Annotated in this window: 19 protein-coding genes; 9 read left to right on the forward strand and 10 right to left on the reverse strand. The window is 62.0% G+C overall.

The features are described from left to right. Positions 1-161: 161 nt before the first annotated feature. A complete protein-coding gene (gene bioB / locus BUA38_RS00970) occupies positions 162-1,178 on the reverse strand; it encodes a biotin synthase BioB (RefSeq protein ID WP_083587391.1) in 1,017 nt (338 codons plus the stop codon). A 113-nt stretch (positions 1,179-1,291) separates the two neighbouring features. Between bioB and BUA38_RS00975 the strand changes: the two genes are divergently transcribed. Then, positions 1,292-1,930: a GntR family transcriptional regulator gene (locus tag BUA38_RS00975; RefSeq protein ID WP_072816033.1), complete on the forward strand. Its 639-nt coding sequence runs from the start codon at positions 1,292-1,294 to the stop codon at positions 1,928-1,930. 372 nt (positions 1,931-2,302) lie between these two features. On the opposite strand, the gene BUA38_RS00980 is transcribed toward BUA38_RS00975, so the two are convergent. Further along, entirely contained in the window at positions 2,303-3,352 is a 1,050-nt protein-coding gene (locus tag BUA38_RS00980) for a hydroxyacid dehydrogenase (RefSeq protein ID WP_072816035.1), read from the reverse strand. 33 nt (positions 3,353-3,385) lie between these two features. Continuing rightward, positions 3,386-4,360, reverse strand: a complete 975-nt coding sequence (locus BUA38_RS00985; protein ID WP_072825712.1) for a tripartite tricarboxylate transporter substrate binding protein — start codon at positions 4,358-4,360, stop codon at positions 3,386-3,388. 220 nt (positions 4,361-4,580) lie between these two features. On the opposite strand from BUA38_RS00985, the gene BUA38_RS00990 reads away from it, so the two are divergent. After that, a complete protein-coding gene (locus BUA38_RS00990; protein WP_072816037.1) occupies positions 4,581-5,138 on the forward strand; it encodes a thiamine pyrophosphate-binding protein in 558 nt (185 codons plus the stop codon). An 8-nt stretch (positions 5,139-5,146) separates the two neighbouring features. Then, positions 5,147-5,758, forward strand: a complete 612-nt coding sequence (locus BUA38_RS00995; protein ID WP_072816039.1) for a thiamine pyrophosphate-dependent enzyme — start codon at positions 5,147-5,149, stop codon at positions 5,756-5,758. A gap of 61 nt (positions 5,759-5,819) precedes the next feature. Here the strand turns inward: BUA38_RS00995 and BUA38_RS01000 are convergent, their stop codons facing one another. The 6 genes from BUA38_RS01000 to BUA38_RS01025 all read right to left on the reverse strand — a co-directional run bounded on the left by BUA38_RS01000 (position 5,820) and on the right by BUA38_RS01025 (position 14,512). Continuing rightward, a complete protein-coding gene (locus BUA38_RS01000; RefSeq protein WP_072816041.1) occupies positions 5,820-6,212 on the reverse strand; it encodes a DUF1236 domain-containing protein in 393 nt (130 codons plus the stop codon). A 110-nt stretch (positions 6,213-6,322) separates the two neighbouring features. Next, entirely contained in the window at positions 6,323-7,402 is a 1,080-nt protein-coding gene (locus BUA38_RS01005) for a rhomboid family intramembrane serine protease (protein ID WP_072816043.1), read from the reverse strand. A 122-nt stretch (positions 7,403-7,524) separates the two neighbouring features. Further along, positions 7,525-9,321: a glyoxylate carboligase gene (gene gcl, locus BUA38_RS01010; protein WP_072816045.1), complete on the reverse strand. Its 1,797-nt coding sequence runs from the start codon at positions 9,319-9,321 to the stop codon at positions 7,525-7,527. Between the two features lie 173 nt (positions 9,322-9,494). Further along, the gene (locus BUA38_RS01015; RefSeq protein ID WP_072816048.1) at positions 9,495-11,297 is read right to left on the reverse strand and encodes an adenine deaminase; all 1,803 of its coding nucleotides are present in this window, start codon (positions 11,295-11,297) and stop codon (positions 9,495-9,497) included. A 126-nt stretch (positions 11,298-11,423) separates the two neighbouring features. Continuing rightward, positions 11,424-12,272 carry an IclR family transcriptional regulator gene (locus tag BUA38_RS01020; RefSeq protein WP_072825714.1) on the reverse strand — a complete coding sequence of 283 codons (849 nt, stop codon included), beginning with the start codon at positions 12,270-12,272 and terminating at the stop codon, positions 11,424-11,426. Between the two features lie 110 nt (positions 12,273-12,382). Further along, positions 12,383-14,512: an acetate--CoA ligase family protein gene (locus BUA38_RS01025; RefSeq protein ID WP_072816051.1), complete on the reverse strand. Its 2,130-nt coding sequence runs from the start codon at positions 14,510-14,512 to the stop codon at positions 12,383-12,385. A gap of 312 nt (positions 14,513-14,824) precedes the next feature. Between BUA38_RS01025 and BUA38_RS01030 the strand changes: the two genes are divergently transcribed. The 3 genes from BUA38_RS01030 (at position 14,825) to frc (ending at position 18,666) form a co-directional block, all read left to right on the forward strand. Next, positions 14,825-15,517, forward strand: a complete 693-nt coding sequence (locus tag BUA38_RS01030; RefSeq protein ID WP_072816053.1) for a GntR family transcriptional regulator — start codon at positions 14,825-14,827, stop codon at positions 15,515-15,517. Positions 15,518-15,588: 71 nt separating this feature from the next. Further along, positions 15,589-17,331 (forward strand): oxalyl-CoA decarboxylase, encoded by a 1,743-nt coding sequence (gene oxc / locus BUA38_RS01035; RefSeq protein WP_072816055.1) that lies wholly within the window; start codon positions 15,589-15,591, stop codon positions 17,329-17,331. A 57-nt stretch (positions 17,332-17,388) separates the two neighbouring features. After that, positions 17,389-18,666, forward strand: a complete 1,278-nt coding sequence (frc, locus tag BUA38_RS01040) for a formyl-CoA transferase (RefSeq protein ID WP_072816057.1) — start codon at positions 17,389-17,391, stop codon at positions 18,664-18,666. Positions 18,667-18,764: 98 nt separating this feature from the next. Here frc and BUA38_RS01045 read toward each other — a convergent pair whose 3' ends face one another. Further along, positions 18,765-20,177, reverse strand: a complete 1,413-nt coding sequence (locus BUA38_RS01045; RefSeq protein WP_072816060.1) for an IS1182 family transposase — start codon at positions 20,175-20,177, stop codon at positions 18,765-18,767. A 243-nt stretch (positions 20,178-20,420) separates the two neighbouring features. Here BUA38_RS01045 and BUA38_RS37435 point away from each other — a divergent pair, with 243 nt between their 5' ends. From BUA38_RS37435 to BUA38_RS01055, 3 genes are all read left to right on the forward strand, one after another. Further along, positions 20,421-20,558, forward strand: a complete 138-nt coding sequence (locus BUA38_RS37435; protein ID WP_172805960.1) for a hypothetical protein — start codon at positions 20,421-20,423, stop codon at positions 20,556-20,558. A 194-nt stretch (positions 20,559-20,752) separates the two neighbouring features. Continuing rightward, positions 20,753-22,063, forward strand: coding sequence for an oxalate/formate MFS antiporter (oxlT, locus tag BUA38_RS01050; RefSeq protein ID WP_072816062.1), 1,311 nt, complete (start codon positions 20,753-20,755; stop codon positions 22,061-22,063). A gap of 237 nt (positions 22,064-22,300) precedes the next feature. Continuing rightward, complete coding sequence (locus tag BUA38_RS01055) at positions 22,301-22,732, forward strand: CBS domain-containing protein (protein WP_072816064.1); 432 nt, start codon at positions 22,301-22,303, stop codon at positions 22,730-22,732. Positions 22,733-22,814 lie beyond the last annotated feature (82 nt).

A 22,814-nucleotide genomic window follows, 5' to 3' on the forward strand; every position in this document is an offset into this window, starting at 1 on the left:
AGAGCTCCGATTCCGAAGTTCGCATGATGTCGCGGCAACCTCTGATGCGAACTTCGGAATCAAAGGAGCTCTAGCAAAATAAAGATTTGAGTGCGGCCTTGAATTTGAAGTTCCTATTACGAACTGGCGGCACCACTGATAGGAACTTCAAATTCGCCGCACTAAGCCCGGTTCAGGCGCGACGAAATGCCGAGCCGGTCAAGAAGATTGGCATCGCGTACGGTCTGCGGATTTTTCGTCGTCAGCAACACGTCGCCGATGAAGATCGAATTGGCGCCGGCCAGGAAACACAGCGCCTGCAATTCATCGCTCATGTATTGCCGCCCGGCCGAAAGCCGCACCACGCTCTTGGGCATCAGAATGCGGGCCACCGCAACCAGCCGCGCCAGCGCGATGGCATCGGGACGCTCGGCGGTGTCGTTGACCGGTACACCCTTCACTTCATTCCAAAGGTTGATCGGCACGCTTTCGGGATGGCTCGGCAGGTTCGCAAGCAGCACCAGCATGCCGAGCCGGTCGTCGACCTCTTCGCCCATCCCGATGATGCCACCGCAGCACACCTTGATGCCGGCTTCGCGCACATGGGCCAGCGTGTCGATGCGGTCCTGCAACGTGCGCGTGGTGATGATCTGGTCGTAGAACTCCGGCGAGGTGTCGATGTTGTGGTTGTAGAAGTCGAGCCCGGCGTCGCGCAGACGCTCAGCCTGCGCGGGCGTCAGCATGCCGAGCGTTGCGCAGGTTTCCATGCCGAGTTGTTTCACCGCGCTGACCATGCCGCAGACCTCGTCGAGATCGCGGTCCTTCGGATTTCGCCAGGCCGCCGCCATGCAGAAACGGGTCGCGCCGGCATCGCGCGCGCGCTGCGCGGTGGCGACGACATCCACTTGGGCCATCAGCTTGGTCGCCTTCAGTCCGGTGTCGTAATGCGCACTCTGTGAGCAGTAGCCGCAGTCTTCGGGACAGCCGCCGGTCTTGATACTGAGCAGGCTCGCCGTCTCGACATGGTTGGGGTCGAAGTTGGCGCGATGGATGCTCTGCGCGCGAAACATCAGATCGGCAAAGGGAAGATCGTAGAGCGCTTCCGCCTCCGCCCGGGTCCAATTGTGCCGGATGGCTCCGCCACCTTGGTTACCCTGAGCCTGGCCGTCTTTGCGCGTCTCAACCAATCCGTCAGCCATGCAGGCACCCTTTCTTTTTATAGATAAAAATGACTATTATCTATAATCCCGAAGACAGCTTCAGGTTAGCCGAGGCGCAAGACGCGCGCACCCAATTTTGCGATAGATAATCTATGAAAGACGCCGACGAGAATTCCACTGTTGCCGCCCGGATCACCGAGGCCATTGCCGAGCGGATCATCGCAGGCACGCTCAAACCCGACGCGCCGCTGCGCCAGGACCATGTGGCACGCGAATTTGCATCCAGCCACGTCCCGGTTCGCGAAGCCTTCCGCCAGCTCGAAGCCCAGCATCTCGTGGTCGCCCTGCCCCGGCGCGGCGTGCGCGTTGCGCCGCTCGATGCGACCGCGATCCGCGAAATCTCCGAAATGCGCGCCGCGCTGGAGGTGGTCGCGCTACGCCACGCTGCGCCCAAGCTGACGCAGGCGCATCTCGCCAAAATCGAACTGGCGCTGATCGAAGGCGACAATGCCGAGACGTTGCAGGAGTTCGAGGCTGCCAACCGCGCCTTCCACCAGGCGCTGGTCGCGCCGTGCGGCATGCCGCGGCTGCTCGCCAGCCTCGATGGCTTGCAGCGCGCGAATTCGCGGGCAGTGTTTGCGATGGCGCGCAGCGCTGGATGGCGGCCGAGATCCAACCAGGATCATCGTCTCATTCTCGGGGCGTTGCGCGCGCGCGACATTGAACAGGCGAGCGGCCTGCTTGCGCGTCACATCCAGACCATCGAACGCCTGAGCGTCCCGGCGGCGTAATTGAGATTGCTAAATTGGTGGAAAGCGCCGGCAGCGCAGGGTTCAGGCGCCAACCGTCGGCAGGCTGGCTGCGGCGATGGCGACGATCTGCGAAAGCCGGTGGCCGATCCGGGACCGGGTCGACAGCAGCAGTGCGTTCAGGCGGGCCATACCTTCGTTTCCTTGCACCTCGATCCAAGCCCTTGGCCCGGCAATCAAAAGGCGCATGGGAAGGTATGGGTTCCCGTCCTTGCGGAGTCGAGATGGCGGGGAAAATAGCAATATGGCCACCGCCGCGGGTGGTTCGAGCAGCAGATTTATTGTCATACGATGGCCGAAGAAGAACGAAATCTTCTACGGCCTCGCGGAGGTTAACGCCTCATCCCGTGACGCCTATCCCGGCGCGAAGCCGAACGTGCGCTCAAAACGCTTGACGTAAGCGGGCCAGACCTCGGGGTTGACGAGGCGCGGCGGCCGCTTGCCGTCGAGCGCGTCCAGCATCTGCTCGGCGGCGATCCGCGCCATGTTCTCGCGTGCCTCCTTGGTGACGCCAGCCGTATGCGGGCTCGCGATCACATTGTCGAACTGCAACAGCGGATGATCGGGCGGCGGCGGCTCCTTGGCCCAGACATCGAGACCCGCGCCCGCAATGCGCTTGTCGCGCAGCGCCTGCTCCAGCGCGACTTCGTCGTGGATGAAGCCGCGCGCGGTGGTGATGAAATAGGCGTGTGGCTGCATCAGCGCGAACTCGCGCGCGCCGATCATGCCGCTGTTATCCTTGGTCAGCGGGCACGAGATCGACACGAAATCAGACCGTCGCAGCAGATCATCCAGCGCGACCTTTTCGCCGCCGCGCTCGGCCATTTCGGTCGCCGACAGATAGGGATCGTACGCCAGTACGTTCATGCTGAGCAGGCCCTTGCAGAGCGCGGCGATGCGGCGGCCGACATTGCCAAGCCCGACGATGCCGATAGTCTTGCCGTGGACTTCATTGCCCATCAGCGTATTGCGGTTGATGTTGGCCTCGCGGCGAAGCACGCGATCGGCCTGGATGATGCGCTTCGACAACGTGATGAGCATGGCAAGCGCATGTTCGGCCACCGAATGCGCGTTGCCGCCGGACTGGTTGACGACGATCACGCCGGCCGCGGTGCAGGCGTCGACGTCGACCGGGTCGTAGCCGGCGCCGTTAGAGGAGACGATCAGAAGGTTAGGCGCCCGGCGCAACAAATCCGCATCGGCGTGAAAGTGTTTGGCGAGTTCGTCGCGTGCGGCGCCGATCTGGTAGGCGTGCGCGGCGGACAGGATCGGCGCAGAGATCTCGTCCCGGCTTTCGTTCTCGAGCCGGTCGAGCCGTACATCGGGGCGGCTTTTTAGGATATCGGCATAGATCTGGTTGGCGAGGTATTTGACGTAGAACACGCGCTTGTTGTTGACGGACATCTCACTTCTTTCGGTTCATAAGGTCAGGGAGCATCACTCGGCGGTGATGCCGGACGACTTGATGATCGCTCCCCATTTTTCGTAATCGGCGTGAATCTTGGCATCGAGCACTTCGGGCGAACTGCCGATCGGCGATGCGCCGAATTTCGCAAGCCGTTCCTTGACCGGATCGGTCTTCAACGCAGCGACGAAGTCGCGCGAGATCTTCTCAGCCAGATCGGTCGGCATGCCTGCCGGCCCCAGCAGGCCCCACCACACTTCGGTATCGTAGCCGGGCACGGTCTCCGACATCGCGGGCACATCCGGCAAAAACGGCGAACGCCTGGTGGTGGTCACCGCGAGCGCACGCAAGCTACCCGCTGCCAGTTGTCCCAGCGCCTCCGGCGCGTTGTTGAACGACATCGGAATTTGCCCGCCGAGCAGATCGTTGATCGCGGGCGCGCCACCTTTATAGGGGATCGCGCTCATGTCGAAGCCCGCGAGCTTCTTGAGCAGTTCGCCGGCGAGATGCGTCGAGGTGCCATTGCCGGACTGGCCATATGAAAGGCTGCCCGGCTTGGCTTTGGCTTGCGCGATGACATCGGCCAGCGTCTTGAACGGGGAATCGGCGCGCACCAGAAGAATATTGGGTGACGAGCCCAATATCGAAATCGGCGTGAAATCCTTGAACGTATCGTAGGGAAGCTTTGGATAGAGAAAAGGATTGGTGGCGTGGCCGCTCGCCACCACCATCAGCGTGTAGCCATCCGGCGCGGACGTAACCAGCGCCTGCGAGGCAACGATGCCACCGGCGCCGGGCCGGTTTTCCACCACGACCGACTGCCCCCATTGCCTGGAGACCGCCTCCCCCAAGGTACGCGCAAGAATATCGACGCCGCCGCCGGCTGCGTAGGGCACAAAGACATGGACGGGTCTAGAAGGAAACGGCGTCTCGGCCAGCGCCGCGCCGCACGCGAACAGCGCTGCCGCGCATACAGCCCGCCGCGACCATCGGCTCACGAACACCATGCTCCAGAACGAGCCGTTCAAGAACCTCTCCTCCCTGTTTTCTTGTCGGTCTTGGATTTCTTCGCCTTATGGCATGCCGGCAATGAGGCCGCCTCCTCGCCTCACGCAGGCGGCACGGCGCCTAGGGCATGTTGACAATCTCCTCGTTCGCGTCAAGTTTCGGCGCCTCAAGATGAGCGGCATCAGAGGCGTAAAAAGCCGCGCGAGACGGAGGGATTTGATGACGGCTGCGGATGGACAAATGTCTCCGGCAGGCACTGGCGAAAATGCCTGGTACGACATCGTCCTGCAAACCCTCAAGCGCAACGAGATCCGGCTGGTGCCCTATGTGCCGGACCGTGTGCTGACGCGGCTGATCAAGGAACTTCACGCCGACCCGTTCTTCACGACGTTTCCGACCGCGCGCGAGGAAGAAGCGGTCGGCATCGTTTCCGGCGCCTGGATGGGCGGCCTGCGTGGTGCGGTGCTGATGCAGACCTCCGGGTTTGCGACGCTCGCCAACGTGCTGGCCTCGCTCGCGATACCCTATCAGATCCCGCTGATCATGTTCGTGTCCGAGCGCGGGACGCTCGGCGAATTCAACTACGGGCAATCGTTGGTGTGCCGCACCATGCGGCCCGTACTCGACTCGCTCGCGATGGAGCATCACACCGCAACGCGGATCGACGAGTTCGAATTCATCGTCGATCGATCGATCAAGCAAGCCATCACCACGCAGGCGCCGGTTGCGCTGATCCTGTCGCCGCTTTTGACCGGCGGCAAGGTATTCGACAAGTGAGCGCCCCGATGAACGAGCCCGCCAATCCCGCACGCAACACCAAGGTCATGAACCGCGCCGACCTCACCTCGCGGCTCGTCGCCAGGTTGAAGAACGAAGAGGCCGTCGTCGGCGGCATCGGCAACACCAATTTCGACCTGTGGGCCGCCGGCCATCGGCCGCAGAATTTCTACATGCTCGGCAGCATGGGACTTGCGTTTCCGATCGCGCTCGGCGTCGCGCTGGCGCAACCCAAGCGGCGCGTGTTTGCGCTCGAAGGCGACGGTTCGCTGCTGATGCAATTGGGATGTCTGTCGACGATCGCGACGCTGAAGCCGAAGAACCTCACCATGGTCTTGATGGACAACGGCATCTATCAGATCACCGGCGCGCAGCCGACGCCGGCCGCCGCTACGACGGATCTGATGGCGGTTGCGATCGGTTGCGGTCTGACCAACAGCACCTGGGCGGCCGATGAGGAAGATTTCGAACGGCTGATCGATCAATCGCTGACGTCTTCCGAGCCGATGCTGATCGGCGTGCGGATCGACGACAAACCGGGCACCGGCGCCACGCGCCGCGATCCCGTGCAGATCCGCGAGCGCTTCATGAATGGTCTCGGCGTGCGCGACGCGATGTAGAACGACAAATGTGAACGGCCGGAAACATTCCGGCCGCCCACTAGATCAGCAACAGGTATTACTACTCGATCACCCGGATCACCCGGCGTGTACGCGGATCGACGATCACACGCTGGTTATTCACCACCGCGTAGCGATAGTCGACATAACCCGGCACCGGGCGGACCTCGACGGCGGCCGGCAGCGGCTCGCCCACCACGATCGGCTCCTCGATCGTCACCGCGGACGGCTCCCGCACGCCCTGGACCGAGGTGATCACCGCATTCGGAACTTCGACGGCGGCGCCCACTGCGGCGCCGACTGTGCCGCCCACCATCTCGCCGACCGGCCCCGCGACCGCGCCGCCGGTCCGTGCACCGTTCACCGCACCTTGCGCTGTGGTCGATTGCGCGAACGCGCTGCCCGACGCCAGCACCGAGACAGCGATCAACGAAGCAGCCAATTTACCTTTCATCACATTCTCCTCTTGGCCCACGGCAGCGCTAACCGCCGGCCAGAGGAGTTGTTCCGCAGTTCCCTACGGGTTCCCATGCATAGAAGATGAGCGAAAAATTCCGGACTCGCTCACAACCCCCTGCTTCGTCCGCGCTCGGCGCGAAAACCGGCAGCCGCAAAGCCCCCTCTGTCGTTGAGCCCGCGTTTCAACTCCGGCCACAGGAACAGCAGCGTCAGCCCGAACACGGCGACGATCACGATCAGCGTGCTGATAACGGGCAGCGATGTGGCCACACCAATCAGACTCCTCAGCGAGGAGGCCGCCCACGGGACGAGATTCGCGGGCAATGCAATATTGGGTGTCACCACCGGGAGCGTCAGCATCACGATCGCTCCCACTGCCAGCGCATTGCCGGCTGCGAGAACTGCGACCGTCCAGGCCAGCCCGCGTGGCTGCGACAGCGCAATGTCGATGCCTTTGACCGCAGCGATCAAGACCACCAACGCAACGATCAGGACTGCGGGCGAAAAATCAGCCAGCCACGCGACAATGGCAAGCAGGACGCCGAGATTGAGTTTGATGAATTCGGGAAATTTGCACCGCATCAGTTTTGGCGCTGCGATCTCGAACGCATCGAGCAACGCACACATCAGCATGCCGGCAGCGAAGCCGCCAAGATGCGCGCGCCAGTCCACCCGTGGCGCCAGAAACGCAAAGACAATGTTGAGCCCGATATTGATGACAAAGAAGCTCGCCGGCGGTTCAATCCGCCGCAGCAGCTTCAGGCACAAAAGCGCGCCGAGAATTCCCGATGTGGCGCCGGACGCGCCGACGGTGAAATAGAGGCCTTGTTGGGTGAAGATGCCGGTGAGTGCGCCGGCGATGACCGAGGCGAAGTAGATCAGCAGAAAATATGACGTGCCGACTCGCTTTTCGAGCGGGCCGCCCCACCAGACCAGACACGCCATGTTGGTGAGGATGTGCAGCATGCTGGCATGCAGGAAGGCATAGGCGACCAGCCGCCAGTATTCATGGCGCGCCAAGGCGCCGCTATAGATGGCGCCAAACCGAAACAGCGCATCTGGGGTCGGGGTCGACCCTCCCGAACTCTGCAGCGTGAGTGCGTAGACCAGGATGTTGACGCCAAGCAGGAGCGCCGTTGCGGTGTGCGGAACCTCGAACGTGCCGGCGGACCGGGTGAATTTCATGACAGCTACGCGACCGGCAGATTGCAGGACAGGCTCAACGCGTGTTTTTAGCACGGGCGCAAGCAGCCGCGAAGCTCGCTATCCATTCATTTTGGCCGGCGCGTTCGAGGAAGCTCCCTCCCCTAGACAGGCAGCAACTCTTCCAGCCTGGTTGCGGCTTTCGCAGGCTCCTCATCCAGCGGCAGATCGAGCGTCTCTTCGAACTCGACGATGTTGTCGATCTCGGTCCCCATCGCGATATTGGTCACGCGCTCGAGGATGAACTCGACCACGACCGGCACCTGAAATTCCTTCATCAGCTGCCGCGCCGTTCTGAACGCGTGCTGGGCATCCCTGGGATCGGTGACGCGGATCGCCTTGCAGCCTAGTCCCTCGGCAACCGTGACATGGTCGACGCCGTAAGCGCCGAGCTCGGGCGCGTTGACGTTCTCGAACGACAACTGCACATGATAGTCCATGTCGAAACCGCGCTGCGCCTGCCGGATCAATCCGAGATAGGCGTTGTTCACGACGACGTGGATGTAGGGCAGCTTGAATTGCGCGCCGACGGCAAGCTCCTCGATCAGGAACTGAAAATCGTAATCGCCCGAAAGCGCCACGATCTCGCGGTCGGGATCGGCGACGCGGACGCCGAGCGCGGCGGGTAACGTCCAGCCGAGCGGACCCGCCTGCCCGGCATTGATCCAGTTGCGCGGCCGATAGACGCTGAGAAACTGCGCGCCGGCGATCTGCGAAAGGCCGATGACGCTGACATAGCAGGTGTCGCGGCTGAACGCTTTCGTCATCTCCTCATAAACGCGCTGCGGCTTGATCGGCACGTTGTCGAAATGGCTCTTGCGCAGCATCGAACGCTTGCGGTCGCGGCAGGCGGCCGGCCACGATTGACGTTCCTTCAGTCGACCCGCCTTGCGCCACTCCTTCGCGACCGTGACGAACAGCTCGAGCGCGGCCTTGGCGTCGGAGACAATACCGAGATCGGGATTGAACACGCGTCCGATTTGCGTGGGCTCGATATCGACATGAACGAAGGTGCGCCCCTTGGTGTAGGTCTCGATCGAGCCGGTGTGGCGGTTAGCCCAGCGGTTGCCGATGCCGAGCACGAAATCGGATTCCAGCATGGTGGCGTTGCCGTAACGATGGCTGGTTTGCAGGCCCACCTGGCCTGCCATCAGCACATGGTCATCGGGGATCGCGCCCCATCCCATCAGCGTCGGCACGACCGGCACGTTGGCGATTTCCGCGAACTGCACCAGCAGATCGCTGGCATCGGCATTGATGACGCCGCCGCCTGCGACGATCAGCGGGCGTTCGGCGGCATTGAGCATCTCGAGCGCCTTCTCGACCTGCTTGCGCGTGGCGGCGGGCTTGTAGACCGGGAGCGGCTCGTAGGTGTCGGCGTCGAATTCGATCTCCGCCAGTTGCACGTCGAGCGGCAGGTCGATCAAGACCGGGCCCGGACGCCCCGAACGCATGATGTGAAACGCCTGGCTGAAGACGCGCGGCACCAGCGCCGGCTCGCGCACCGTCACCGCCCACTTCGTCACCGGCCGCGCAATGGATTCGATATCGACGGCCTGAAAATCCTCTTTATAGAGCCGCGCGCGCGGCGCCTGGCCGGTGATGCAGAGGATCGGAATCGAATCCGCGATCGCCGAATAAAGCCCGGTGATCATGTCGGTGCCGGCCGGTCCCGAGGTGCCGATGCACACGCCGATATTGCCGGCCTTGGCGCGGGTGTAGCCTTCCGCCATGTGAGACGCACCCTCGACGTGGCGCGCCAGGATGTGGGCGATCGAGCCGCGTTTTTTCAGCGCCGAATAGAGCGGATTGATTGCAGCGCCGGGAACGCCGAAGGCGCACACCACGCCTTCCTTTTCCAGGATTTGCACGGCCGCATCGATTGCCCGCATCTTTGCCATGTCACTCTCCATCCCATAATGTCCGATCTCGGCATCATCGGATGGGGTGGCGCGCAGTCTCAATTAGATTGAATTTATTTCCCACGATGCGGCAGGCGCGGGAAAAAGCGTGGCGCTCTCAATCGGTTGGATTGGAATTCCGATGGGAACGGCGATTGACGTACCAAATCGCCCTATTCGAACAACGGCGCGAGTTCCATCTGCGGCACCAGCACCAGCCCCTTGTCGGTGATGCGGATTTCCGGGATCACCGACAGCGGGATCAGGTTGAATCCCATATAGGGAATGGTGCAGCCGGCCTCGACCCATTCCACCTTGAGCTGTTTGACCTCCTCGGCGACTTCGGTGATCCGCTTGTCAGACAGCAGGCCCGCGATCGGCAGGGCTACCCGTGCCCTCACCTTGCCGTCTGCGACCACGCAAACCCCGCCTTGCTTCTCCTTGATCGCAGCAAGCGCGACCTGCATGTCCGCTTCATTGGTGCCGGCAATGATGATGTTGTGGCTGTCATGTCCGACGCTGGAGCCGACCGCGCCCCGTTTGAGGCCGAAATCCTTCAGAAGCCCGTAGGCGACGTTGCCACTCGACTTGCCGTGGCGCTCGACCACCGTCACGAAGCAAAGCCCATAACGCGCGAACAGATCAGGCCAATCCTTGCCCGGCTCGATTTTCACTTTCTCGTGGATCAGCATGATACCCGGCAGCGCGGTCTTGATCGCGTTGACGGTGCACGCCTTCGCAGGCAGTTCCGGCGTGAGCTTGACGTGATCAGGCAGTTTCACCGTGGCATAGGCCGCCTTCGGGTACTGGTAGCGCTGTGACAGCGCAGAATCGAGACGCGGCGTGATCTTGCGATGCTCGACGACGAGTTCGCCGCCATACCACGTGCATTGCGGTTGCAGGTCGTCGTTCATCAGCACGAGGTCGGCGCGGCGGCCGCCGCCGAGCCCGCCGATATCGCCATCCATGCCAAAGCGCGTCGCGCCGTGCAGTGAGCCCATCGACCACGCCTGCTCCGGCGACATTCCGGCCTTCACCGCCTCACGCACCACCCAGTCCAGGCCGAACAGGAACAGGTCGTCGGCGTCGCGATCGTCGGTACAGACGGCGGTTCTCTTGTGCGACGCGCCGAGTTCGGTGACAGTGCGGATCGCCTGCGGCAGGCTGTGCCACGGCGTGGTCGGCGGTCCGCCGCGCAGGAAAATCCAGACGCCCGCGTCGAGCAGGTCGTCGGCGATGTCGCGATCGATCGCCTCATGGGTGTCGGTGACGCCGCTTGCGGCATAGGCGGCGACGAATTCGCGGCCGTAGATGTGGCCAGACACGGGGCGGCCGCGCTTCAGCGCGGCGGCAAGGATGGCGTGGCTGCGTTCATCCCCCATGGTGACGGGCACGAAATCCATCTTCTCGCCGAGCGCGACCGCCTCGGGCCAGCGGTCGAACAGTCCGGCGATCTTGTCCGCAGTCAAATCGCCGCCCGCGGTCTCCAGCGCCGCAGACGTCGCGGGGACGGTCGAGGGCACGGTCAGAAAGATCGAGAGCGGCGCTTCGCGCGCGTCCTCCAGCATCGCCTCGACGCCGGCGACGTCCATCACGTTGCCGATTTCGTGGCTGTCGCAGAAAATCGTGGTGGTGCCGTTGAGCAGCGCGGCCTCAGCATAGGCGCAGGCCGTCACCATCGAGGATTCGATGTGAATATGCGGATCGACCAGACCCGGCGCGACGATGCCGCCGGCGGCGTCATACATCGGAATAGAGCTTGAGACTTTTCTGGACGCACCGGCCGGCTTCACCGCGGCAATACGGCCGCCCGTGATCCAGAGCTCGCGATCCCTGTGGATGCGTTCGGAATAGGTCGACAGCACCCGAGCGCCGGTAATGACGAGGTCGGGCGCGGCACGGCCCGCCGCAACGTCGGCAAGGCGACGCGTCATGGTGTGCAGGGGCGCAACCGCAAAGCGGATCAATTTGGTCATGGATTTCTCGCGAGCTGGACGATCGATGTGCAGCGATGGTTGCTCCCCAATTGGGCAGGAGCAAGCTCAAAATAGACGGCAGGCCTGCTTACCCTTTGGGCAGTGAGAGACCTGTCCGGTTCCGGATCAGTCCCTTTGTGTCGGCGGCAGGACGCCGCCCAGAACCAGCGTCAATTCAGCGGCGATCTCGCGCACGATACAGCCGAGCACTGGCAGCTTTTCGTCCGATATCCGGCTGGTCAGGCCGGAGACCGAAATCCCCGCCAAGGGCTCGCTGCAATCATTGTAGACCACCGCAGCGACGCAGCGCAGCCCCATGCGCGCTTCCTCGTCATCGACGGCATAGCCGCGCTGCCGGACCGTCACCAGTTCCTTGAACAATTCACCCGGCCGCACGATCGACTTTTCGGTCAGCCGCGGCATGCCCTGCCGGCAGATGATCGCGTTGACGTCTTCATCGGAATAGGTCGCGAGCACCGCCTTGCCGATGCCGGAGGCCACCATCGCAACGCGCCCCCCGACCTTGGTGAGCGAGCGCATGATCTCGCGGCTTTCGATGCGGGCTAGAACGATAATCGATTCATCGTCGACAACAGCGAGATTGGCGGTCTCACGCGTCTGGTCGCGCAATTTGCGCAAATATGGCATCGCCTGCGCCGCGAAATTGCGCCGGCGGGCAAACGTCGCGCCGACGGAAAAACTCTGCGCGCCGACATGCCATTTCGACTCGGTGCGATCGAACTGGACGAAGCGGCGCTTTTCCAGCGTCGCCAGCAGGCGATGCACGGTCGAGGTCGACAATCCCGTGCGTACGGCGAGGTCACTGAGGCGATAGCCCTCGTCGTCCTCGGCCAGTGTTTCAATGATGGAGAGTGCGCGGTCGACGGACTGCACGCCGCCGTCCCTGGTTTCGGGTTCGGAATCGCCTGCGGATTTCGGCTCAATCGATTTGCGCCGGATCACGTTTCTCTTCATCGCGACCTGCTCCAAGGATGAGCCGTATTCGCCGCTCGACAAAACCGCGCCGTCAAATTTCAAAAGAGAAAATGCCGCCCCGGTTGGTCCGGAGCGGCATGTCACGTCACTTAGAGCAGGCCTGCGCCGCGCGCCCACTTGTACTTGGCGCCCAATACCTCGACCGGCAATTCGGTCGAGTAAGCGTAGGCCGGGATGCCGTTCTGGTAGAGATATTCGGCGGCTTCCTCGACTTCGATGTCACCGGCGAGGGAAGCTACGATCGGCTTCACGAAGCCCTTCGCTTCCATCTCCTTCTTCACCTCGACCATGTTGCGCGCAAACACCATCGGCGGCGTCACGATCGTGTGCCAGTAACCGAGGATCAGCGAGTGGATGCGATCGTCCGACAGGCCGAGCTTGACCGTATTGACGTAGGTGATCGGCGGCTCGCCGCCGGTGATGTCGACCGGGTTGCCGGCCGCACCGAACGGCGGAATGAACTTGCGGAACGCCGCATCGAGGTCGGGCGGCATCGCCATCAGCGATAGCCCGTTATCGACGCAGGAGTCCGACAGCAGCACGCCCGAACCGCCGGCACCGGTGATAATCAGCACGTTCTCGCCCTTCGGCGTCGGCAGCACCGGGATGCCGCGGGCGAATTCGAGCAACTGCCGAAGCGAACGGGCACGGATCACGCCGGACTGCTTGAGCACGTCCTCGTAGATCTTGTCGTTGCCGGCGAGCGCGCCAGTGTGCGACGAGGCAGCCTTCGCACCAGCAGAAGTGCGGCCCGCCTTGAGCACCACCACCGGCTTCTTCTTGGCGACGCGCTTGGCGGCTTCGGCAAACGCACGGCCGTCCTTGAGGTCTTCGCAGTGCTGCGCGATCAGGTTGGTGTTCGGGTCCTGCTCGAAGAAGGCAAGCAGATCGTCTTCGTCGATATCGGACTTGTTGCCGAGACCGACGATCGCCGAGACGCCCATCTTGGCCGAGCGCGAGAAGCCGATGATCGCCATGCCAATGCCGCCCGACTGCGACGACAGCGCGGCGTGGCCCTTGACGTCGTAAGCGGTACAGAAGGTCGCGCAGAGATTGGCGGGCGTATAGTAGAAGCCGTAGATGTTCGGCCCCATCAGGCGGACGTTATACTTCTTGCCGATTTCGACGATCTCGGCCTGCAATTCCGGTGCGCCCGCTTCGGCAAAGCCCGAGGGAATGAGAACAGCGCCGGGAATCTTCTTCTCGCCGCACTCGACGAGAGCGCCCGCGACAAACTTCGCGGGGATCGCAAACACGGCCGTATCGATCACGCCCGGCACGTCCTTGACGCTCTTGTAGGCCTTGCGGCCCATGATCTCATCAGCCTTGGGATGGATCGGATAGATGTCGCCCTTGTAGCCGCCGTTGATGAGGTTCTTCATCACGGAGTTGCCGATCTTGCCGTCCTCGGCCGACGCACCGATCACCGCAACCGCCTTCGGCTGCATGATGCGGTTCATGGCGGCGACGATCTCTTCGGTCGGACGCGGCTTCTCGCGCGGCTTGTAGTCGAAGTCGACGACGATACGCACGTCGGCGGCAATCGCGTCCTTCTTGGTGGCGAACACCGGGTTGAGGTCGAGTTCGACGATTTCGGGGAAATCGCTCACGAGCTGCGAGACCTTGACGATGACGTCGGCGAGCGCCTCACGGTTGACCGGGTCACCGCCGCGCACGCCCCTCAGCATTTCGTGGGCCTGGATGCCATCCAGCATCGAGAGCGCGTCGTCCTTGGTCGCGGGCGCCAGACGGAAGGTCACGTCCTTGAGAACTTCGACCAGCACGCCGCCGAGGCCAAAGGCGACCAGCTTGCCGAACGAGCCGTCGGTGATGGACCCGACGATGACTTCAGTGCCGCCGGCCAGCATCTGCTGAACCTGGATGCCTTCAATCTTGGCGTCGGCTTTATACTTCTTGGCGTTGGCGAGAATGGTGTCGTAGGTCTTCTGGGCGTCTTCGGCCGTCTTGACGCCGACCACGACGCCGCCAGCTTCGGTCTTGTGGAGGATGTCCGGCGAGACGATCTTCATCACCACCGGAAAGCCCATGCTGGACGCCAGCTTGGCCGCCTCGGCCGCCGACTTGGCGACGCCCTCTTTGGGAACCGGGATGCCATAGGCGTCGCAAACAAGCTTGCCTTCGGGCGCCGTCAGGCTCGTGCGCTTATCCGCTTTGACTGCATCGAGTACTTTGCGGACCGCATCTTTGGAATTCGACATTAGCTTCCTCCTTGACTTCAATTCTTTCGGCTCGGGCAGGACATGCAGGGGTCTGCATTGTCTCCGGCCCGGCGTGATTCAGTCCGCCGCCGGGGTGGGCACCACTTAGCGCGCGTCTATTGCAGCTTGATCAAGCCGCAGAAATCGGCTCGTATGGCATTTGGTATGCCAGAAACGAACTTGTCAAGTCACGGAAATGCTGAAAACAGGGGCAACTTGACATTCTGGCATGTGGTATGCCAAAAATTACACTGTTGTGGTTCTTTATTTATAAGATACGCCAACGCCAGACCCATCAAGGCATCAGTGAGCATGGCCGACGCAGATATTGCCGTAGTCCGGATCGTGCCGGAGACGAGCTTCAAGAACAAGGCTTACGAGGCGCTGAAGGAAGCCATCCTCAAGATGGACATCTATGCGACGCCCGAGCCCGTGATGCTCGACGAGCGCGCGCTCTCCGAACGCCTCGGCGTCAGCCGCACGCCCATTCGCGAAGCGATCGCGATGCTGGAGCAGGACGGCTTCGTCAAGACCGTGCCGCGCCGCGGCATCATGGTGGTGCGCCGGACCAAGAGCGAAATCGTCGACATGATCCGCGCCTGGGCTGCGCTCGAGAGCATGGCGGCGCGACTGATCACGACCACCGCACGCAAGAAAGACATTTCGGCGCTGCGCGACTTCTTCAAGGATTTCGGCAAGGACCGCCTGCCCGAGCATCACGTCGAGGAATATTCGAAAGCCAACATCGCTTTCCACCAGGCGCTGATTGCACTCAGCGAGTCGCCGGTGCTGGTCGATATGACCAACGATATCCTTCTGCACGTGCGCGGCTTCCGCCAGCTGACGATCGGACGCATCGAGCGGCTTGCAGCCTCCCTGCCCGAGCATATGGCCATCATTGACGCCCTCGAACAGCGCGATACCGAGCACGCCGAAAGGCTGGCGCGCGATCATACCTTGGGCCTTGCGTCCTTTGTCGAGGCGCACGGCAAGGAACTGTTCTAGGCGTCACGATCATTTCTGACCAACCAGGGACGATCTCGTCCCCATCAAAAAAACGACCAAGGAGAAGCGGGATGTCCGCAGTAGTACAGAGCATCGATGCCAAGGCCGCCGAGACCGAACAGGAATTGACGGACGGCTTCCACCTCATCATCGACGCGCTCAAGCTCAATGACATCAAGACCATTTACGGCGTGCCGGGCATTCCGATCACCGATTTCGGGCGCATGGCGCAGGAAGAAGGCATTCGCGTGCTCTCCTTCCGCCACGAACAGAATGCGGGCTACGCCGCCGCGATCGCGGGCTACCTGACCAAGAAACCCGGCATCTGCCTCACCGTGTCGGCGCCGGGCTTCCTCAACGGCCTCACGGCGCTGGCGCACGCCACCACCAACTGCTTCCCGATGATCCTGATCTCGGGTTCGTCCGAGCGCGAAATCGTCGACCTGCAACAGGGCGACTATGAAGAGATGGATCAGCTCGCGATCGCCAAACCGCTGTGCAAGGCCGCGTTCCGCGTGCTGCACGCCGCCGATATCGGCATTGGCCTTGCGCGCGCCATCCGCGCCGCGGTCTCCGGCCGCCCCGGCGGCGTCTATCTCGACCTGCCGGCAAAACTGTTCGGCCAAGTGATGAACGCCGAAGCCGGCCGCAAGTCGCTGGTCAAGGTGATCGATGCCGCGCCCGCGCAGATCCCAGCACCTTCCGCCATCAAGCGCGCGCTCGATGTGCTCAAGGGTGCAAAACGTCCGCTGATCATTCTCGGCAAGGGTGCCGCCTACGCGCAGGCCGATGACGATATCCGCGCACTTGTCGAGAAGAGCGGCGTCCCGTTCCTGCCGATGAGCATGGCCAAGGGCCTGCTGCCCGATCTTCATCCGCTGTGCGCCGGCGCGGCGCGCTCCACCGTGCTGAAGGAAGCCGACGTGGTGATGCTGATCGGCGCCCGCCTCAACTGGCTGTTGTCGCACGGCAAGGGCAAGAGCTGGGGTGAGCTACCTAAGAAATTCATCCAGATCGACATCGAGCCCAAGGAAATGGACTCCAACGTCGAGATCGTCGCGCCCGTGGTGGGCGATATCGGCTCCTGCGTCTCCGCGCTGCTGGCGGCGATGGGCAACGGCTGGACGGCGGGTCCGTCCGATTGGGTGCAGAAGGTCTCGACCAAACGCGAAGAGAACGTCGCCAAGATGGCGCCGCGCCTGATGAACAACAATTCGCCGATGGACTATCACGGTGCGCTCGGCGTGCTGCGGACCATCATCAAGGAGCGGCCCGACGCCATCCTCGTCAACGAAGGCGCCAACACGCTCGACCTCGCGCGCGGCGTGATCGACCTCTACAAGCCGCGCAAGCGGCTCGACGTCGGCACCTGGGGCGTCATGGGCATCGGCATGGGTCAGGCGATCGCGGCCGCGGTCGAAACCGGCCACCCCGTGCTCGCGGTTGAGGGCGACAGCGCCTTCGGCTTCAGCGGCATGGAGGTCGAGACCATCTGCCGTTACAACCTGCCGGTCTGCGTCGTGATCTTCAACAACAACGGCATCTATCGCGGCACCGACGTCAACAAGAGCGGCGGCGCCGATCCGGCGACCACCGTTTTCGTCGCCGGCTCGCGCTACGACAAGATGATGGAGGCGTTCGGCGGCGTCGGCGTCAATGCGACGACACCGGATGAACTCAAGCGCGCCGTGAATGCGGCGATGGATTCCGGCAAGCCAACGCTGATCAACGCGGTGATCGACCCGGCCGCCGGCTCCGAGAGCGGACGCATCGGCAACCTCAATCCGCAGAGTGCGCTCAAGAAGAAAGCCTGACCAGTTCACGCATCCCCCTTTTAGCGGGGAAAACAGATACGAGACGGGAGTAAGACCATGACCAAGGCGCTCAAGGGCGTTCGCATTCTCGATTTCACCCACGTCCAGTCGGGACCGACCTGTACGCAGCTGCTGGCCTGGTTCGGCGCCGACGTCATCAAGGTAGAGCGTCCCGGCGTCGGTGACATCACCCGCGGACAATTGCAGGACGTTCCGAACGTGGACAGCCTGTATTTCACCATGCTCAATCACAACAAGCGTTCGATCACGCTCGACACCAAGAACCCGAAGGGCAAGGAAGTCCTGACGGCGCTGATCAAGTCGTGCGACGTTCTGGTCGAGAATTTCGGTCCGGGCGTGCTCGATCGCATGGGTTTCCCGTGGGAGAAGATCCACAGCATCAACCCGAAAATGATCGTGGCCTCGATCAAGGGCTTTGGTCCCGGACCTTACGAAGACTGCAAGGTCTACGAAAACGTCGCGCAATGCACCGGCGGGTCGGCATCGACCACGGGCTTCCGCGACGGTCTGCCGCTCGTGACCGGCGCGCAGATCGGCGACAGCGGCACCGGGCTGCATCTTGGGCTCGGCATCGTCGCCGCGCTCTATCAGCGCACCATGACCGGACAGGGTCAGCGCGTCACTGTGGCGATGCAGGACGGTGTGCTGAATCTCGCGCGCGTCAAGCTGCGCGATCAGCAGCGTCTGGCTCACGGCCCGCTCAAGGAATACAGCCAGTTCGGCGAAGGCATTCCGTTCGGCGATGCCGTGCCGCGTGCCGGCAACGATTCCGGCGGCGGGCAGCCCGGCCGCATCCTCAAATGCAAGGGCTGGGAAACCGATCCGAATGCTTACATCTATTTCATCACCCAGGCGCCAGTCTGGGAAAAGATCTGCGACGTGATCGGCGAACCGACCTGGAAGACGGATCCCAACTACGCCAAGCCCCCGGCCCGGTTGTCGCGCCTGAACGAAATCTTCGCGCGTATCGAACAATGGACCATGACCAAGACCAAGTTCGAGGCCATGGACATTCTCAACAAGGACGACATCCCCTGCGGTCCGATCCTGTCGATGAAGGAACTCGCCGAAGACCAGTCGCTGCGCGCTACCGGCACCGTGGTCGAAGTCGACCATCCGACGCGTGGCAAGTACCTCTCGGTCGGTAATCCGATCAAGCTCTCGGACTCACCGAGCGAGGTAAAGCGCTCGCCGCTGCTCGGCGAACACACCGACGAAATCCTGCGCCAGGTGCTCGGCTTCTCCGACCATCAGGTGAAGGAAATCCACGATTCGGGAGCACTCGACCCGCCGCGCAAGCAAGCGGCCGAGTAAAGCGAGACAATCTGAAAGCCTCAAAAGGCCGCCGCTTCCAGGCTGTGTGGAAACGCGAGGCTGCGGTGATCCGGGGCCTCTTTTTTTAATTTTTAGGGTCAGGCGAGCCTAATCTTGAGGCTTTGCGAGCCGATGAGATTGATGACCCGCATGATGTTGTAGACAAGAACGCTGAGGGCGGCTTCAGTCTTGACGTTGGTAAGGCCTCGGGTGAGGAACCTGCCGCCAGCCGTCATCCGCTTGATGGTTCCGAACGGGTGTTCAGCCGCGCATCGCCGCTGCCGCATGAGGTGTGGATCGGCTTCGACGCGGGCATTCATGCGTTGAAGCGCGTCCTCGTAAAGGTGTCTTTGAACGAAGCGGCGCTCGACGCGGGTGCATCTCGGCTTGAGCGCGCAACCCGAACAATCGTCGGCGATATACAAGACGCTCTGCTTTCTGGTGAGGATTTGCTTGCGCACCAGTGTTCGGCCCGCCGGACAACGAAAACTGTCGGTTTGCGGCTCATAGATGAAGGCCGTGCGGTCGAAGAAGTCGCCTTGATTGTTGACGGCCCGGTTCGCTGGCACACAAGGCGTGATGCCATCGTTCTCGCAGGCTGCCGCGTCTGCTCCGTTCGAATAGCCAGCGTCCGCCACCACCGTGAGCGTATCGGCCGCCACCGCATCCTTCGTCGCCTTGGCCATCGGATGGAGCAGCCGGTTGTCGGTGGGTTCGGTTGTAACCTCATGGTGGACGATCAGCCCCGTCGCAGCATCGACCGCCGTCTGGACATTGTAGGAAGGAGGCTTGGAGCCTGCCCCTTTACCCATCGGCCGCGCATCGAGCTCACCTTCTACAAGACTAGTCCGATCTTCCGCCTTAAGTCGCGCCGCCAGAGCATCAAGGTCGGTGCGGCGTGCCCTGAGAGCCTGGAGAGCCGCAGCCGTTTGTTCCGCATCGCTATCGGCCCGCTCGCCCGCATCGATGCTGTCGAGGTTGGCAAGATAAGCCGCGATCTGTTGATCGATCCGGCCGGCCTCTTCGGCGACCTTGCGTTCGCCCATAATCCGCTTGGCGCTCGCCACCGCCCGGAACTTCGAACCGTCGAGGGCCACCAGACGGGCCGCAAATAGTCCCTGCTCGCGGCAGAACAGCACGAAGGCCCGGCATGCCCCTACGATCCCGGCTGCATTGTCCCGCCGAAAGTCCGCAATTGTTTTGAAGTCGGGGGCAAGCCGCCCCAACAGCCACATCAGTTCGACATTGCGCCGGCACTCGCGTTCCAGCTTGCGGCTCGAACGAACCTCGTTGAGGTACCCGTAGATATAGAGCTTCAGAAGATCGCGCGGGTCATAGCCGGGCCGCCCGGTCGCCGCCGGTGTCGCTCGAACCAAGCCGAGCCCGAACATATCGAGACCTTCAACAAAGGCATCGATTACCCGCACCGCCGCATCAGCGGCAACGTAATCATCGATCCGTGCCGGCAAAAAACTCGCCTGGTTACGGTCCCCACCTCGAATGTAGCGCATGAAAAAGGCCGCATCATTAATGATGCGGCCTCTCTATCTGATTTGCCCCAGTTCTCACACAGCCTGCTTCCGGCGGCCTTTTTCTTTTGGCTCAACGGCTTAGCTACCGATTTGAACCGCAAATGGCATCATTTATGTTGCATTGCAAGACGAACATGCTGCTATGCAAACAAAAGAATTGCCACTGGCATCTGGTATACCTATGTTGCCCACAGCGTTACTTACCGCTGCAAGGAAATGACAATGTCCAAGACTGCTTCTATCGCCCTCTCGTCCCCCACCACCTGGTTCGGCCGCTTGCTCGCGTTGATCGACCATGTCCTGATGACGAACGCCCGCATCGCTGACCGCAACGGCGATTTGCCCTATTTCGGGCTCTGAGGCATCGGCGCCGCCGATTTAAGAACTTCCAATAAAAAAGACCCCGGCTTTTTCCGGGGTCTTTTTTATTGGGCAAATGCCGCCTGCGACCAAGCGTACCTAACAAGGCCCTTGCGCTCTGGCATATCACATACCAATATGCGCAGACCGGTCACGCCGATTACATAAAACAAAAGCGTACCAGGGGAGGATATATGGAGCCCACTTCAGAAGCCGTAGCCCCACAGGGGGCATACTTCCGCTGGATGCAGCTTGCGATGGGCATCGTCTGCATGGCGATGGTCGCGAACTTGCAATATGGCTGGACGCTTTTCGTCGATCCAATCGATCAAAAGTATCATTGGGGCCGTGCTGCAATCCAGTTGGCTTTCACGCTCTTTGTCGTGACGGAGACCTGGCTCGTGCCGGTCGAAGCGTGGTTCGTCGACAAATACGGCCCGCGCGTCGTGATCGCGTTTGGCGGCGTCATGGTGGCGATCGCCTGGGTGGTCAACTCCTATGCCAGCTCGCTGCCGATGCTCTATTTCGCCGCCGTGCTCGGTGGCATCGGCGCCGGCGCGGTCTACGGCACCTGCGTCGGCAATGCGCTGAAATGGTTTCCTGACCATCGCGGCCTCGCTGCGGGCGCGACCGCAGCCGGATTCGGCGCAGGCGCCGCGCTCACCGTCGCCCCGATTGCGAAAATGATCGCAACGAGCGGCTATGAAAGCGCTTTCTTCAACTTCGGCATTGGGCAAGGACTCATCGTCTTTGTTATGGCCTTCTTCCTGCGGCCGCCGACGGTATCCATGCCGGTCAAGAAGAAGAAGCTCAACCTGCCGCAAACCAAGGTCGACTTCACGCCGCCACAGGTGCTGCGCGCACCAATCTTCTGGGTCATGTACCTCACCTTCGTGATGGTCGCCTCGGGCGGGTTGATGACGGCTGCCCAGATCGCGCCGATCGCGCATGACTTCAAGATCGCCAACGAACCCGTCAGCATGCTCGGCTTCCAGATGGCGGCGCTGACTTTTGCGATCTCGCTCGACCGCATCTTCGACGGCTTCGGCCGGCCGTTCTTCGGCTTCGTCTCCGACAACATCGGACGCGAGAACACCATGTTCATCGCCTTCGGCACGGCCGCGGCCATGCTGCTGGTGCTGTCGGTCTACGGTCACATTCCGATCGTCTTCGTTTTGGCCACGGCGGTCTATTTCGGCGTGTTCGGAGAGATCTACAGCCTGTTCCCCGCCACCAGCGGCGACACGTTCGGGGTAAAGTTCGCCACCACCAATAACGGCATGCTTTACACGGCGAAGGGAACGGCGGCGCTGCTCGTGCCGCTCGCGAGCATCGTGTCGGCCAAATACGGCTGGCAGGCGGTGTTCGTCATCGCTGTGGCGCTCAACGCCACCGCAGCCCTGCTGGCCGTGTTCGTGATCAAGCCGATGCGGCGCGCCTTCATTCTCGGCAGCGAGGCAACGGCCGAGGCGTCGGCTAGAAGCGGCACCGCTAAGGTGGCCTGAACGTCTGATCGATCGAGAGAGGCGCATCATTTGCGCCTCTCTCTTTTTGTCCGAAGGACTGGCATACAAAATACAAATGATGCCTTGAGCGTTATCGGTTGCAGAAGCTTTCCTGGGCGAAACGTCAGAGATACTGCCATTCTTTCTTGCGAAATCATCCTCACGAACGAATTGACAATTGGCATAACGTATACCAATCTGGTGCCCTACTGATCGGGTGACCTGGAGGAGCTTGCGATGAAAGTCGGAGACATCCTGCGCAAAAAAGCCGCGCGCATTTCAACCATTCGAATGAACGAGACCGTTGGCATCGCCGCGCAAGTGATGCGCGCCAGCAATGTCAGCGCCCTCGTGGTCAAGGACGTCGTGCGCACCGAGGGCAACACCGCCGTCGGCATGTTCACCGAGCGCGACGTCGTGCGCGCCATCGCTGAGCACGGCGCGGCCGGCATCAACATGAAGGTCTCGCAACTGATCTCGGTTCAGCAACTGGTGTGGTGCAGCTCCGACGACACGCTGGAAGATGTCAGGCATCTGATGAACAAGCATCACATCCGCCATTTGCCCGTGATCGACAATCACAGCCTGTGCGGCGTGGTCAGCATTCGCGACATTTCGACGGCTTTCGACGAAGAGGCCATGGCCACGGTGTTCGCCGCTTCGGCGTAAGGCCCCTCCTCTCTTCCCATTTATCTTCAGCTCGGAAACCCCGTTTCCGCGCATTGCGGTGACGTGTCCCGATTTCTCAAGT

Source organism: Bradyrhizobium erythrophlei, from assembly GCF_900142985.1.
GTDB classification, from domain to species: domain Bacteria; phylum Pseudomonadota; class Alphaproteobacteria; order Rhizobiales; family Xanthobacteraceae; genus Bradyrhizobium; species Bradyrhizobium erythrophlei_B.